This window comes from Paenibacillus sp. J22P15 (assembly GCF_056269345.1).
Genome location: NZ_JBWDNT010000018.1, coordinates 1 through 14,329 on the forward strand (window position 1 = coordinate 1; position 14,329 = coordinate 14,329).

Below are 14,329 nucleotides of genomic sequence, written 5' to 3' on the forward strand. Positions count from 1 at the left end.
CCACTTTGGTAACGTATAACTGCATGTAATTTTTCATCTGTATTAAACTTAGTCATAAAAAAAATGCACCTCCAATGTTAGATGGTGTCTAACAATTGGGGTGCAGTTCACTTCGGTTGTGGATTCTCATACTACGAAATAATGATTTTAACGTTATATTACAAGGCCAAAATGGGTGCGTAATGCTTCAGCATATTGTTGTTTCGTGTCAGGTGTAAATGACTGAACTCCCTCTGCTGTAAATATACGAAACTCTTCACCAGCTATCGTATTTCTACCTTCACTTGTCCGGATGGCGACCATCACCGTTTGAGTGAATATCGAATCGGGAGCATTTTCACACCAATAGGAAGTCATTAAGAAATCTTGGGGCAATTGCGGTTCCTCAGTAAAGGTATAGAGGCGGCTCCATTCCCCCTTCTTCCTCTCAAGCAGTACCCACCCGAAATAAGAATCTCGTTCCAGCTGGTAAGCTTCATCCATTTGCTCATGCACGACATTTTCAATCATTAGGATTGGACTTCGGGGGGCAATACCTCCTACTCCCACATCGCACAAATACAGCTTCCCTTCTGCCTCTACCTGCAAAATATGGTGTCTGCGTTTCGGAGGTGTATGGATTTCATCACGCCAAAATCTAGCAAAATAATTTGTAACTGAAAAGCCAAGCTCCATTAACAACCAACCGAATAAGGCATTCAGCTCAAAGCAATAACCGCCCCGACGTCTGGTTACAATTTTATCAAATAAGTCAGAAATCTCTAGAGACAGCGGTACACCGTTCACAATATCCAAATTTTCATAGGGTACGGAACGAACATGACAATTTTGAAGTCCAGTAAGTGTAGCTGCACTATTGTCAATTGAACCAATGTACCCTATTCGTTCAAGGTAGGACTGTACTTCAGGTTTTAAATGAATACGGTTGTCTTTCATTAACCCCGCCCCTTGCTGCTAGTAGAATGATTTATAATATCATCATAGCTTCCTTTTATAATATCGTAAATAATAGAGCATAGGGAGGTTTTCATTTTGGGTACAAAAGATTTCTTTACCGGCAAAGCGGCCATTTACTCTGAATATCGTTCGAATTATCCCGCACAATATATCGATTATCTCATTACACACAACAGCTTATCATCGAATCATACCGTTGCAGATATAGGCTCCGGTACAGGAATACTCACTCGGCATCTGCTTGATCGTCACTTGAAAGTTATTGCAATCGAGCCTAATGATGATATGAGATTGACTGCTGAAGCAGAATTAAATCATTATCCATTGTTCACTTCATTAAATGGTGCCGCTGAGCATACCTCGCTCCCACCTGCAAGTATTGATCTCATTACCGTAGCCCAAGCCTTTCATTGGTTCGACAAGTTGGAGTTTCAGTTGGAATGCCAAAGAATATTGAAGCCTGACGCAAACGTTGTATTAGTGTGGAATAGCAGGGACTCAACGAGTGAGTTTGTAATAGAAAATGCTGAAGTATGTAGAAAGTATTGCCCAAAATTTAAAGGGTTCAGCGGCGGTATCGAGGAAACTCCTCATATCTATCAACAATTTTTCCGGAATGGTCAATATGAATACAACGTATTTGAAAACTATATCACATTTGATTTGAATCATTTCGTTGGACGTAATTTGTCAGCCTCTTATGCTCCGAAACCGACAAACGATCATTATGAGCCGTTTATTCAATCATTAACCGAGCTATATGACAAATATAGCAGCAACAACTTGCTTGTCATGCCTAATTTGACGCGCAGCTATGTAGGTAAAGTTTAGTTTGGATACAAATATTGAGTACACTATAATAAATAAAGGAGGGGTATCATTATGGCCGATTTGGCAACAACTATGGAAATAGGAATTAGTACCTTTTTGGAGGCGACACCGGACCCGGTGACAGGAGCGGTCATCAGCCATGCCGAACGTCTGCGCAATGCGGTTGAAGAGATCGTACTTGCTGATCAAGTAGGTCTTGATGTGTATGGAATTGGGGAGCATCATCGAGCCGATTATGCAGCCTCTACACCCGCTGTAGTACTCGCAGCAGCGGCAGCCATGACCAAGAATATAAGACTCACTAGCGCCGTTACCGTGCTGTCTTCCGATGACCCGGTTCGTGTCTTTCAAGCCTTCTCTACACTCGATGGCATCTCTAACGGTCGTGCCGAAATTATGGCTGGCCGCGGCTCATTCATCGAATCCTTCCCGCTATTTGGGTATAACCTAGAGGATTATGATGAATTGTTCGACGAAAAGCTGGAGCTGCTGCTCGCCATCCAAGCCTCAGAGAAGGTGAATTGGCGCGGCGGTCATCGTCCCGCTATCCATAACCTTCCGGTCTACCCTCGTCCTGTCCAAAGCCCACTTCCCGTGTGGATCGCAAGCGGCGGGAATCCAGAGTCGGCCATTCGTGCAGGTATGCTCGGCCTACCTATCGCATTCGCCATCATTGGCGGAATGCCTGAAAGCTTTGCTCCGCTTGTTGCCCTTTACAAAGAGGCTGCTGCAAAAGCAGGTCATGATCCTAACAAGCTGGCTATCGCTACACATTCACATGGATTTGTTGGTGATACAACCGAGCAAGCTGCAGATTTGTTTTTTCCATCCACACAAGCGCAAATGAATGTCATTGGGCAAGAACGGGGCTGGAGACAGCATTACAACCGCGCAGCCTATGATGCTGCACGCAGCTTGCGAGGTGCACTCTATGTTGGTGATCCTGAATATGTCGCCGAAAAAATCCTGTTGCTGCGTAAAAACCTAGGTATTACAAGGTTCTTCCTGCATGTAAATGTCGGTACGATGCCGCATCGTGAGGTCATGCGTGCCATTGAGCTGCTTGGCACAAAGGTAGCGCCTATCGTACGCAAAGAGCTTGCACGCAACGAAGCATCGCAATAAGTGACACCGGTTTGATCAAAGAAAGTGTGCTGGCCAGAGAGGGCCTGCACACTTTTTTTTGCTATTTAGCGAGTTTACAGTAAGAGGATAATCCTGTACCCCGCACGCCAAATTCTTATCTATAAACAATAATACATATTAAATATATACTATTAAAATAAAACAATTCATATATTTTCCCATGCAAAAAGAACTATAACCCATCTCTTTTGCTCTATTCACCTTTAGTTCTCCAGTTGTCTTCTATCAGAAGTTTTGTCGAAACGATTGAAATGAATATAAATATATTTAATATGTTATATAGGTGCTATCTGTTATACATTAGCAAATTTGCCTGTAAAGGAGGGATTGAGTAAAGGCGCTATGACGATGGTTCCGCTAAATTAAGATGAGACGAGGTGCACGTCCGTGATTCGAAAGCTTACTGTCACATGTCTAGCTGTAATATGTACTCTCTCTTTAACACTCGGAGCTACTACTTCTGCTTCTTCGGACTCCAAACCGGGCAAAGGCTCGATTAAATGGCCAGAAAAGCAATCCCTGCCAACATTTGCAACCCCAAAAAAGCTGGATGTCGCTGACATTTATGATGCACCGGGAGACATCAAGCTGCTATTCGCAACATTGCAGGGTATCGTTAATCGCGAAGAGCCGCGGATCTATCTGTTGGAAAACCAAGAAGAAGGAAAAATGACCTGGCTAAATGATCTGAAGGTTCCCTACGACTTGCAGAAAGATTACTGGGATATCGTCAAAAAATATAAAAAAGAAGTTAAAGGTATCATCGTTTACGATCCGAAGCTCGCTGATTCTATCAACGTAGCGACTACGCTCGCAGGGCTCAAAGACGCTGTTGTCGCAAGCCCCGCTCTCGCTGCTCAGTTGACGGCGGCTCCATTTAACCTGAAGGTGCTCGATGATCTGCAGGGCAAATTCAAGGATCGTCTGGATGCTTATACTTGGCAATATAATAATTTGTGGGATAAAACAACTCGTCGGATGGTCGTCGGATTAAGCCCTGACACTTCCGTTAAAATCCCTCCGGGTCTCCCTGAATCGTTCAAGACGATTGCGGAAGAGACGACACAAGAGCGTGACGGCAAAAACAAAGATACATACGAGCTCGATCTAACCAGCTTTCTGGGCAAAGAGTCCGTATACCTCCGCTTCGACGATGCCTTTACTCAAGACGGCTGGGGACCGGCGGTTCACGAGGTAACCATAAAGGCTGATGGGCAGACGATCGCGCAGTTCATTCCAGGCACACCTGCTGAGGAAGCGTTCCTGTATGACCCTCAAAGCTCCCAAGTATCGACAGGTCAAGGTGGACACCGGTTCGCAGATAACGGCCGATACTTCACCTACAAGTTCACGCCGCCGGCTGGCACAAAGCAGCTAACTGCCTCCGTCTTAATGTGGAACCAATACAAGGTTACTGCTGGCAACGTTCAACCTCCATCTTCGAATCAGAAGGAGCCTTACGGCTATCTTCGTGATTATGCAGTTGCTAACAAAGCGATGGTGTTCTGGCTTGACTCAAACGTGCCGGAACAGAAGGTGCTTTTCGAGAAGATTTTGTCAGACGTTAAGCCGGGCACTCCTTACCTAGGTTGGTTTAGTAATGACGTTGAGGGTGAATTCAGCTCGGTTGAAATTACATCCAACCATAGCGTCTACGTCCTTGCGGCAGACTGGTTCAGCAACTTGACGGTCTTCTCTGGTACAAAGGCAAAGCCGATTAAAGCAAAAGCACCTAAGGCACCTAAGCTTGAAAATAAAATTTACGTTACTTATACCGTAAGTGAAGGCGACAATTTCCAATACAATCAGCATAGACTGCGTATACTATGGGATGACCCTGCTCGCGGCAAGGTGCCGATCAACTGGACTTCCAGTCCTTTGCTTTATGACGGTGCTCCAGCTATTCTAAATTATTTCCAGAAAACAGCGACGGAAAATGACCTTATCATTGCTGGCCCGTCCGGATCAGGTTACTTCTATCCAGAGGCTTGGCCAGAAGCTACATTCTCCGATTTCTTGAAGCAGTCTTATAAGTATATGAAGAAAACAGGAATGACCGTTCCGTACGTGCTGAACCGTGTCGACAGCCAGAATGTGCCGCTCAGTGCGTCGAAAGCAGCCGCTTATGAGAAGAACTACAAGGCGAAGGGACTCTTCCTTAGCTGGGAAGACCGCTTTGGCGTCGAAATCGTAAACGGCACCCTTCCTGTATCGACAATTCAGGGCATAAGCACACCGCAAGACGGAAGCAGAATTTTGGCAGAAGCGAAAGCGAACTGGGATGGCAAATCACCGCTGTTCGTATCCCTCGGCTTGCTCGCTTGGAGCATGACTCCGACAGATGTTGTAGCGATGTCAGAGACGCTTGGACCGGAATATCAAGTTGTGCGAGCAGATCATTACTTCTCGCTTATCCGCAAAGCTAACGATCTTCCATCCAAACCGCAGCAGGATGAGAACGATGACGATGATAATGACGATGACAACGATGATTAATCTGTTTGAAAAGAAATAAGCCATGCTGCCAGCGCGTACCGATATTCAATCGGTGCGCGCTGTTTCAGCTTGGCTTTAAATAGAACGAGGCTGAGCTTTCACTTCTCATCCAACACTTTTTTTATATAATTCGGTATGACAAAAGAAGCTCGGAATAGTTCAGGGGATATATATTTTGTTTCCTGTCCCTGCAAACGATTCAAGTCGCCCTCTAGAGGATCCCATTTTTTCGAAGCAATCGTAAAGCTCCATATCCCCCCAGGGAACGATGGAATGGAACATAAATACGTTCGTACGATTGGAAATAGCTTCTTCAAGCTGCTAATCGTGTTTTTCATAATATTCGAATTATAATAGGGGGATCCTGACTGGAACACAACGATACCGTCAGCTGTCAAACTATCGTAAACATATTTATAAAATTGCTGCTTATATAGACTGGTTGCCGGCCCATAGGGATCAGATCGATCCACTAGAAGTACATCGTACTTGTTTTTTTGCCCTTGAATCCACTTGTACCCATCCTTAATTACTGTGCTTATAAGCTCTTCCCGCTTATCACTAGCCTGTTTTGTCATCCAAGCTCTACATACTTCTATTACTCTCTGATCAATTTCCACGACATCGATCTGCTGCACACTGTCATACTTTAGCGCTTCGCGGGCTGGACCGCAATCACCGCCTCCAATCATCGCTACCTTTTTGGGTTCATGATGAGTGGTCATTGCAATATGCGTAATCATTTCGTTATAAATAAATCCATCTTTTTCGGTCACTTGGGGAGTTCCATCAAGAATCAGCATGCGTCCAAAACCTTTTGTTTCAATAATACTAATCTCCTGAAAAGGTGAACGTTCGTAGTGGAGAAGCGCTTCTACTTTATATCCAACTTCCATGTCAAGCTCTGGAAGGTCGTCCAATAACCATAACTCCTCATTGGTTTCTTTATAATAACCTGTTAATGAGTACTTTTTGCCTGTCATTTTATCGCCCCACCGAATCAATATTTTTTCATTCTATCGAGCAAAAGCCCATCAGAAGTGTTATTTTCACCCGTTACAAAGTCTTTCATATAATATGAAAGGTATTTGCCATAATCGGTATCGGTTTGGAGCAGCAGTTCGTCAACAAAATAAATGCCGGTTGGAATGTTATCAAGCAGCAGCGCGGATAAGGCCCCATAAATTCCGCAGGCTACTTGAAAATAAGTGGCATTTGTTTTGTATTCAGAAAATATGGATTTGTTGTTCATGGTGTTATACATAAATCTTTCCTTGTCTTTATAAACGAGAAGCACACCTACCAAATCGTCGCCATCCAGTTCAGCGTCCATTGGGTCCAAAACCTTGTGATTCCAATCCCAAAGATCATCGATATTATTAAGATTCGCATGGATTAAATCAGTCGTATGGTCATTCACCCGATAAATAAAACCTACTTCCATATCAAAAGCTTTTCCCAGCGTAACAACCTCTTCATGCGGCATCAAACACCCGTAAAACTGTTTGTTTCCGAGTGACACTTTAAACTCCAACTCATAAACAGCATTGTAAAAAAAGAGAGGCATATGCTGTTTCATAAACATAGGATAATTTAATATGGCCTCGTCCAAGAAACATTCAGGAGACCATGTCGTATACACTGTTTTTTGCTGACCTAGCGATGGATCACTATAAAATGTATTGTCATGCTCGACGATATAGCAGCCCAGCGGTTTTTCGTCCGGCGTTTGTTTTAGCATGTCAAATACCATCCATTGCACGACGCCTGGATTCATTCCTGAACCGATGATCGCCTTCATATTTGTGAAACGCTCTCTATTTTCTTCAAAAATGCGATAGCGTTCAATTAACGTAAATCCTTCGAGGTCCTCCTCCTCATCTACCATCGTATTTTCCAATGCGGTGTTAATATACTGAACACCCAATTCATTACAGCAATGAAGCATTTCGACTGTGTCAGCCCAAGAAACGTCAATGACGACCGTTGTCTTTGTATTGATTAAATGCTGACGAAACTTTTTCAAATCATTCAATTTAAACTGATGTAACGTAACCGCAGAACTTAAATGTGGAATGAATTGCTCGTAATACTTTATTTCCTTTTGTGTCTGATCAACTAAATGAAGATTACAACTGCTAATAAACGAATGAATAGGATCATCCGTATTTTGATACGATTTGTCTAGTATTGCTAAAATTGATTTAGCTACTCCTCCGCCACTGCCAAGAATACTGAGATTTACTTTTCCATTGTTCAAGCCCCTCATCTCCTTTAAAACAAGGTATTCATAATTGGTAGACTCCGAACTAAGCTATTACCTATTGCTAGAATCTATTTTTTTACTAGAGTTAGTTTCAGATTGAGGATTGTCCATAAAAAACTCTCAACCAGCACAAAAAGAGCCATAACCTCTTGAAAAGTGGTCTGGCTCTCACGATTTTATTATGATTTAAATCTTTAATTTTCCGTTAAGAAAAATTGAATAGTCCGATCTGTTGAACCTGGCAAATGTTCATGCCCAAAGTCTGGGTATATAACTAACTGCTTAGGTGCAGTTATTTTGTTATATGCTGCGAATTGTGTAGAAGGCGGACAAATGGTATCCATTAGACCAACAAACAATAATACTTCGCCGCGAACCCGGTTGGCAAGGAATTGAAGATCGATATAACCAAGCTTCTCAAAGATTTCGTCCTCACGCTCATGCAGCGGATCGAAATAACGGAAGAAGGTGCGAAGCTCCTGATAAGCATCCTTAGCCAAATCCATTTCCCAAGTCCGCTTATAATCGCAAAGGAACGGGAACACGGGTGCAAGCTTCTTCACTCTTGGCTCAAGCGCCGCACAAGCAATTGTAAGCGCTCCGCCCTGCGAGCCGCCCGCCGCATAAACGCGATCTGGGTCAACCTCAGGCAATTCAAGCGCAATGCCCGCCAATTGTGCTGTGTCTAGAAAAATATGACGGAACAGCAGATTGTCCGGATGATCATCCAATCCCCGAACAATATGACCTTGATGTGTATTTCCCTTCACGCTGCCAGAGTCTTCTGACTCTCCGCCTTGACCGCGGCAATCCATAGCAAGAACGGAAAATCCTAATGAAGCATACCCCAGCTTATCGTTCCAATCACCTGCATTACCCGTGTAGCCATGAAATAACACGACCGCTGGATGCGGCTCAGTCACATGCTTTGGCCGAACATACTTCGCATGGATCCGAGCTCCGCGAACGCCGGTAAAGTAGAGATCAAAGCATTCTGCGTTCGGTGTCTGGAACGAGCTTGGAACGAGCTTGATTTGCGGATCTACAGCACGCATCTCTGAGATTGCACGATCCCAGTACGCATCAAAATCAGCGGGGCGAGGGTTAACTCCCTGGTACTCTTTCAACTTCTCAAGCGGCATGTCTACTAATGGCATTTTACAATCATTCCTCTCTTTTATAATAGGTTTATATGATTCTTACAATTCGGCTCATTAAAGCACATTCCTTCCAATGATATAATTTTAATAAGTTCATACAAAAATGCCGCCCTCTCTTTTATTTTAAAAAAGAGGGGCAGCACTATAGGGGTTACCTTATAATACGTCCTTCAACTGGCCCCGACTATGACCGTCTAAAGCTTGCCAATCGCGGACTTCACAACGTTTTCCATTGATATCCGTAACAATAATCCGGTTCGCACTCGGGTATTGCATATGCTCATGAAGGTTTCGCATGACAATTCGGGTCGGGCCCAAATTCGTTTGCAGCTCCCAAATCCATAAGTCGGCTTTCTGTTTAATGGAATCAATACGGGTCACAAGCGGCAGGAAATATCGAAGCTGCAGCTCTTTGTCCATTTCCACTCGGCTTTCTTCATCCAGCTGTTCAATGTCACGCACGACGCCGATTTCTTCACCCTTCGAATTACGAACGGAAATATACTGGGTTGTGTATTGAAAGGGAAATATACGAAAAAGAGTAATTTCTTCAAACACTTTGCCTTCTACCACGCCTTGAAACACACCGCCTTGGCTACGGGTAAAAGAGACAACGCTGGGTTCAAGAATATTAATCTCAAAAGGGTCCTTCGTGTTAACTTCAACACTGATGTCGTTTGAATCAATCATGCATTTTCTACCCCCTTGATCTTAGACATTTCCTTCTGCGCCTCAACAAGCTTGAAGTAAGCCCCTTCCGTCGCAAGCAGCTCCTCATGAGTACCTACTTCAACGATCTTTCCGCGATCCAGTACGACAAGTCGGTCTGCATTTCGCAAAGTCGATAAGCGATGAGCTATTGCGAACGTCGTCCTGCCTTTGACCAGACGTGAAATCGCCTCTTGAATTTGCCGCTCTGTCACCGTATCCACCGAAGCTGTCGCTTCATCCAGAATTAGAATGCGCGGATCGTGAATAATCGCCCTTGCAATGGATACTCGCTGCTTCTCACCGCCAGACAGCTTGTGACCGCGTTCGCCTACCCTTGTATCGTAGCCATCGGGTAATTGCACGATGAAATCATGAGCATTAGCGATTTTGGCGGCGCGCATAATTTCTAGCTCTGTAGCGTCCGGCTTAGAGTAAGCAATATTCTCTGCAATTGTCCCGTCGAATAGGAACGTCTCCTGCAGTACAACGCCGATTTGCTTACGCAGATCAATCTGACTAATATTGCGGATATCCGTACCATCGATCGTAATGGTTCCCTCATCACTATCGTAGAATCGGCAAATCATATTAATGAACGTCGACTTCCCGGCACCTGAATGTCCGACGAGTCCGATCATCTCTCCCGCGCCTACCTTCAAGTCTACGTTTTTGAGCACCGGATGATGTTTTTCATATCCATAAGTAACCCGCTTAAATTCAACCTCACCTTTAACTCGGCCGATCTGGGTTGGATTTGAAGTATCAGGTACATCGGATGGTGTATCCATAATTTCAAATACCCGATCCGCTGCGGAAAGCGCATGAGTGGCCCAGTTGATCATTTGGCTCACCCACTGCAAAGGTCCAAGGAGCATACCCAAATACGTAATGAGAGCGATCAGCGTACCGATCGACAGATTGCCATTAAGTACTGTTTTACCGCCAAAATACCAAATTAATAAAGTACCCGCGCCTGCCACTAACGCAAACATCGGAAACATACCCTGCCATAGTCCTTCAATTCGAATATTATTCCGAACTAATTCCTTGTTAGCTGTCGTATAACGTGACATTTCCGTCGTTTCTTGACCAAATGCTTTGACGACACGAATACCTTGCAGGGAATCGCCAACTAACGCATTTAATCTGAAAATAGACCTCCACTGCTGATACCAACGTCTGCCGATCATCGGCCACAATACGGTGGACAATACTATCATTAACGGCATAGGCAGCATTGCGAGAAGCGTTAATTTCCAATCAAAACTGAACATAATAATGAAGATCGCAATGACCCGCAGCGATTCACCCGACACCCAAATGACACCATCGGTCATAAATTGCCGCATCGCCTCCGAATCATTGTTCACCCGTCCGATAAACTGCGAGGACTGTCTCCGATCGAAGAAGGACAATGACAACCGCATCAAAGCATTATACACATCGTGGCGAAGGTCTCCCATTAATTTGGACCCGATCCATACCCCAATAATGCCCCGCACCGTTTGCATAAGTGTGACCGTTAACGAGGTAGCTGCCAGACCGATGACAATCCATAACAGTGTGGAACCCGTATTCTTTGGTGTCAGCACGTTATCAACAATCATTTTGGTCAAAAAAGGTGGAATGAGTTCAACCAACGTTGTAATAATTAGCATAATTGCTGCTGCAGCCATCTGTAGTTTATACGGCTTCGCATAACTTAACATCCGAAACAGTACCTTGCCATTACTTTTACATACCGGGCAAGCTTGCGAATCCTCTGGCAGCGGATTGCGGCACTTTGGACAATGCCTTGGAAATTCTTTCTCCGAAGCCGTTGGACGCTCTTCCCCTTTAGCAACTGCAGTAATTAATTTGGAGGCGAAACCAAATATCGAAGTGAGTGACGCTGTATACCGAATAAGTATAACTGGACCCTTCTTCGTATCTGCAAGCAACGAGCCGCCGCCTACTCCACCCGCAGCCCTCGCTTCTGTAATCTCCGAAATAGCAAGCTTAGAGATCTGTACTCCGTCTGCACCCCAAACCGAAACTTCCTTCTCCGTCAACACAAGCCATTGTTCCCCAAATTGGCCATCTTTCATTAAATCAGAAACAGCGTGAAATAGTGATTTCTCTATAAGCTGCTCTTCAATGACCTTAGGGAGTTTATTCATTATAGACATATTCTTCCTCCCTTCTCTTTACTAACCTATTTACTCACATATATATACACTGGTAAAGATGGTAAAATAACTATAGCTATTTGTTACCTTTTATCCGTCTTAATTACTATAAAATGGTGATTTATCTATACAAAAAAAGGACACCGATGTGGTGTCCGATGAGTTTAGATTAGCTCTCTTGTGTTAGATTTGCACTTGCCAAGAGCTCATTATACGTGGTGATCTGCGGCTTCTTAGAACCATAATAGAACGGATTCGTAAAGGCGAGCAGCAATCCCGCTTCATCGCGAATGTCAAAGCGGTACCAATTATACGCATTCTCTTCCCAAGGAATTTCCCATTCCAGCAGCTCTGGGGTTTCCCCCGCAGCCGTCGCAGAAGTCACCATTACCGATTCAACAATGCCGTTGCGAATTAGCGTTACTTGAGTGTTCACATCATGGGTTACACTTAATGAGCAAGCTACTACATGAGAAGCTGCTTCACCTTGCTCCTGCCCAAACGCTGCAGACAGATCGCAGCCGAAGCGGTAAGCTTCATTCCCAACCTGAATGGATGACTCAATGACTGGGCCGCGAGATACATACACATGTCCATTCCGCACGCCATCTAATACAGCATCTGGACTTAGATCATCACACCAGACATACGTGGCAGGATCTCCAATTAGAGAAGGAATAGGGCAATTCTCATATCTTTCTGTTGGCAGCATGTGAGAGTCAGATCCACCAATACCGGTAATGCGATAGCCTTCATTCCAGCTTGCCGTCCATAGCAGCAAAGCCTTCTCGGTAGCTGCAGGATTCGGAGCATAGGTTGGGTCATTCCATATTTCCATGGATTGCACTCCCTTAAGCTGCGTTTCCCCATATAGCCATGCCCAAGGTGTCAGCATCGGATGGTTGATAGAACAAACCGCTCCGAGCTCCGCTGCTTCCTTCATTAGTCGGTCCATTCCCTGCTGCGTCGTCAAGCCTCCGTCTGGTGCGGTTGCTCTCCAATCGATCCATTTCCGAAGACCAAGCGCATTCCAGTGTCCATCGTTAGCCGTTACTTCCACGCCTGGAATGACAAGCGCATCTCCTTTAGCCCACGATGTAGACAGTACGTTGTGATCTGTCGCTACAAAGAAATCAAGACCCTGCTTCACCGCCTGCTCACGGTTCATAAGCTGCGTCATCTTGCCATCAGACAATACGGTATGCGTATGGAAATCGCCTTTGTAATAGCGGCTGCCTGTCTTCCAGACCTTCGCCCAGTCATAGTTGTCCATCGTGACGTCAGCAGTCCGATTGCCGGTACTCCAATACTCACGCTCACCCTGCAGTTGTGTAGATTCATATTCCGCAGGTAAAGCGCCGCAGCCAAACTCCCACTCTGCTTCGAACATTCTGCCCTCTTCGTTCGATACTTCAAGCATCCACGTGCCTTGAACAATTGGCCCCGCCATCGCTATTGGACTCGTTAATTCCACCTGCCTATGAACGACAATTAGCCGCTCGTTTCCGCCATCGAGAAAGCAGATACGAATGTTGCTCTCCGAATCAAATAGGTGCAGTCGTCCCCACGAGTTCTCCTTCTCATAAGAAAAACGAATTGCGAACCAATCGTACTCCTCTTCAACCTTAATCGGAAAGTAGCTATTATTTTTCTCCAGCTTTTCGGAAATTTGTCCTTTATTCATCGTTGATCACCTTCCATATTCCACGTTTATTCGTACTACAGTTCTGTATCTATCCAAGAGTTCCAATAATAATAATGCCAGCCGTAATCGCAATCGACATGACGATCCGCATTCTGCCTTGCTGTTCCTTCAAGATGAATATACCGAGTATCGTGCCGAAGACAGTGCCGATCTCACGGATCGGAGACAGATGTGACAACGGGCCTAGATTCATAGCTAATAAAAATAGCAAATAAGAGCCCGGTGACAAGATGGAACCGACAATAAGCGGCACCTTGTTAATCTTCCACTCCGTCTTCAACGCTTTCGAGCGCAGGGCGGGAAGTGTTAACACAAACATATAGCCGATGTTGCACAGCGCCAGCAATGCGAGCGGCGGCATGTATTCGAGTATGATTTTGTCGGTTAAGGTATAACCTGTTATGCATAAGCCAACCCCGAGAGCGCAAATAAGACCTTTCATATACATCTTGTCCTGCAGTAATGCCGGGCTCAGCTTAAAGCCTCCGATGCGGATCATGCCGTAGATAATAATCATTAAACCTGCCCATCCAAAAAGAGAAAGCGATTCGTTGTACATAAGTACGCTTAGGATCGGAACAAGAAGTGCGCCTGTCCCGCGCATAATCGGATAAACCTGCGAAATATCACCGAACTGATAAGCTTTGGACAGCAGTACAAAATACCCGCTCTGCAGCAAAATAGAAAGCAGTATAAGGCCGTACGCTTTCACTGGAAGTGTATTGTTGATAAACCAGTCAATCAGGTACGGAGTAAGCAGAAGAAAGCACGGAATATTGATCATCCATAAAAACACATCTTTGTTTATACTGCGCTTCGCAAATAGATTCCATATTGCATGCGTAAAGCCAGATGCTAATACGAGCAGGAGTGCGATAGTCGTCATCGT

General features: G+C 44.7%; 11 protein-coding genes. 3 read left to right on the forward strand and 8 right to left on the reverse strand.

The genetic code is table 11. The annotated features are described in order from the left end of the window. Positions 1 to 153: 153 nt before the first annotated feature. A complete protein-coding gene (locus tag AC0YN6_RS24515; RefSeq protein WP_475750098.1) occupies positions 154 to 936 on the reverse strand; it encodes an arylamine N-acetyltransferase family protein in 783 nt (260 codons plus the stop codon). 96 nt (positions 937 to 1,032) lie between these two features. Between AC0YN6_RS24515 and AC0YN6_RS24520 the strand changes: the two genes are divergently transcribed. The 3 genes from AC0YN6_RS24520 to AC0YN6_RS24530 all read left to right on the forward strand — a co-directional run bounded on the left by AC0YN6_RS24520 (position 1,033) and on the right by AC0YN6_RS24530 (position 5,430). Beyond that, positions 1,033 to 1,788: a class I SAM-dependent methyltransferase gene (locus AC0YN6_RS24520; protein ID WP_475750100.1), complete on the forward strand. Its 756-nt coding sequence runs from the start codon at positions 1,033 to 1,035 to the stop codon at positions 1,786 to 1,788. A 51-nt stretch (positions 1,789 to 1,839) separates the two neighbouring features. Next, complete coding sequence (locus AC0YN6_RS24525; RefSeq protein WP_475750102.1) at positions 1,840 to 2,913, forward strand: LLM class flavin-dependent oxidoreductase; 1,074 nt, start codon at positions 1,840 to 1,842, stop codon at positions 2,911 to 2,913. A 408-nt stretch (positions 2,914 to 3,321) separates the two neighbouring features. Next, a complete protein-coding gene (locus AC0YN6_RS24530; RefSeq protein ID WP_475750104.1) occupies positions 3,322 to 5,430 on the forward strand; it encodes a GxGYxYP domain-containing protein in 2,109 nt (702 codons plus the stop codon). A 98-nt stretch (positions 5,431 to 5,528) separates the two neighbouring features. On the opposite strand, the gene speE is transcribed toward AC0YN6_RS24530, so the two are convergent. From speE to AC0YN6_RS24565, 7 genes are all read right to left on the reverse strand, one after another. Then, positions 5,529 to 6,413: a polyamine aminopropyltransferase gene (gene speE / locus AC0YN6_RS24535; RefSeq protein WP_475750105.1), complete on the reverse strand. Its 885-nt coding sequence runs from the start codon at positions 6,411 to 6,413 to the stop codon at positions 5,529 to 5,531. 17 nt (positions 6,414 to 6,430) lie between these two features. After that, a complete protein-coding gene (locus AC0YN6_RS24540; protein WP_475750106.1) occupies positions 6,431 to 7,699 on the reverse strand; it encodes an S-adenosylmethionine decarboxylase related protein in 1,269 nt (422 codons plus the stop codon). A gap of 191 nt (positions 7,700 to 7,890) precedes the next feature. Further along, complete coding sequence (locus AC0YN6_RS24545; RefSeq protein WP_475750108.1) at positions 7,891 to 8,853, reverse strand: alpha/beta fold hydrolase; 963 nt, start codon at positions 8,851 to 8,853, stop codon at positions 7,891 to 7,893. Between the two features lie 159 nt (positions 8,854 to 9,012). Then, a complete protein-coding gene (locus tag AC0YN6_RS24550) occupies positions 9,013 to 9,546 on the reverse strand; it encodes a DUF1854 domain-containing protein (protein WP_475750110.1) in 534 nt (177 codons plus the stop codon). Then, a complete protein-coding gene (locus tag AC0YN6_RS24555) occupies positions 9,543 to 11,735 on the reverse strand; it encodes an ABC transporter ATP-binding protein (protein ID WP_475750111.1) in 2,193 nt (730 codons plus the stop codon). The genes AC0YN6_RS24550 and AC0YN6_RS24555 overlap by 4 nt, the downstream gene beginning before the upstream one ends. A 169-nt stretch (positions 11,736 to 11,904) precedes the next feature. Further along, on the reverse strand, positions 11,905 to 13,419 hold the full coding sequence (locus tag AC0YN6_RS24560; RefSeq protein ID WP_475750113.1) for a CehA/McbA family metallohydrolase: 1,515 nt from the start codon (positions 13,417 to 13,419) through the stop codon (positions 11,905 to 11,907). A 49-nt stretch (positions 13,420 to 13,468) separates the two neighbouring features. Further along, positions 13,469 to 14,326: an SMR family transporter gene (locus tag AC0YN6_RS24565; protein ID WP_475750114.1), complete on the reverse strand. Its 858-nt coding sequence runs from the start codon at positions 14,324 to 14,326 to the stop codon at positions 13,469 to 13,471. Between the last annotated feature and the right edge of the window lie 3 nt (positions 14,327 to 14,329).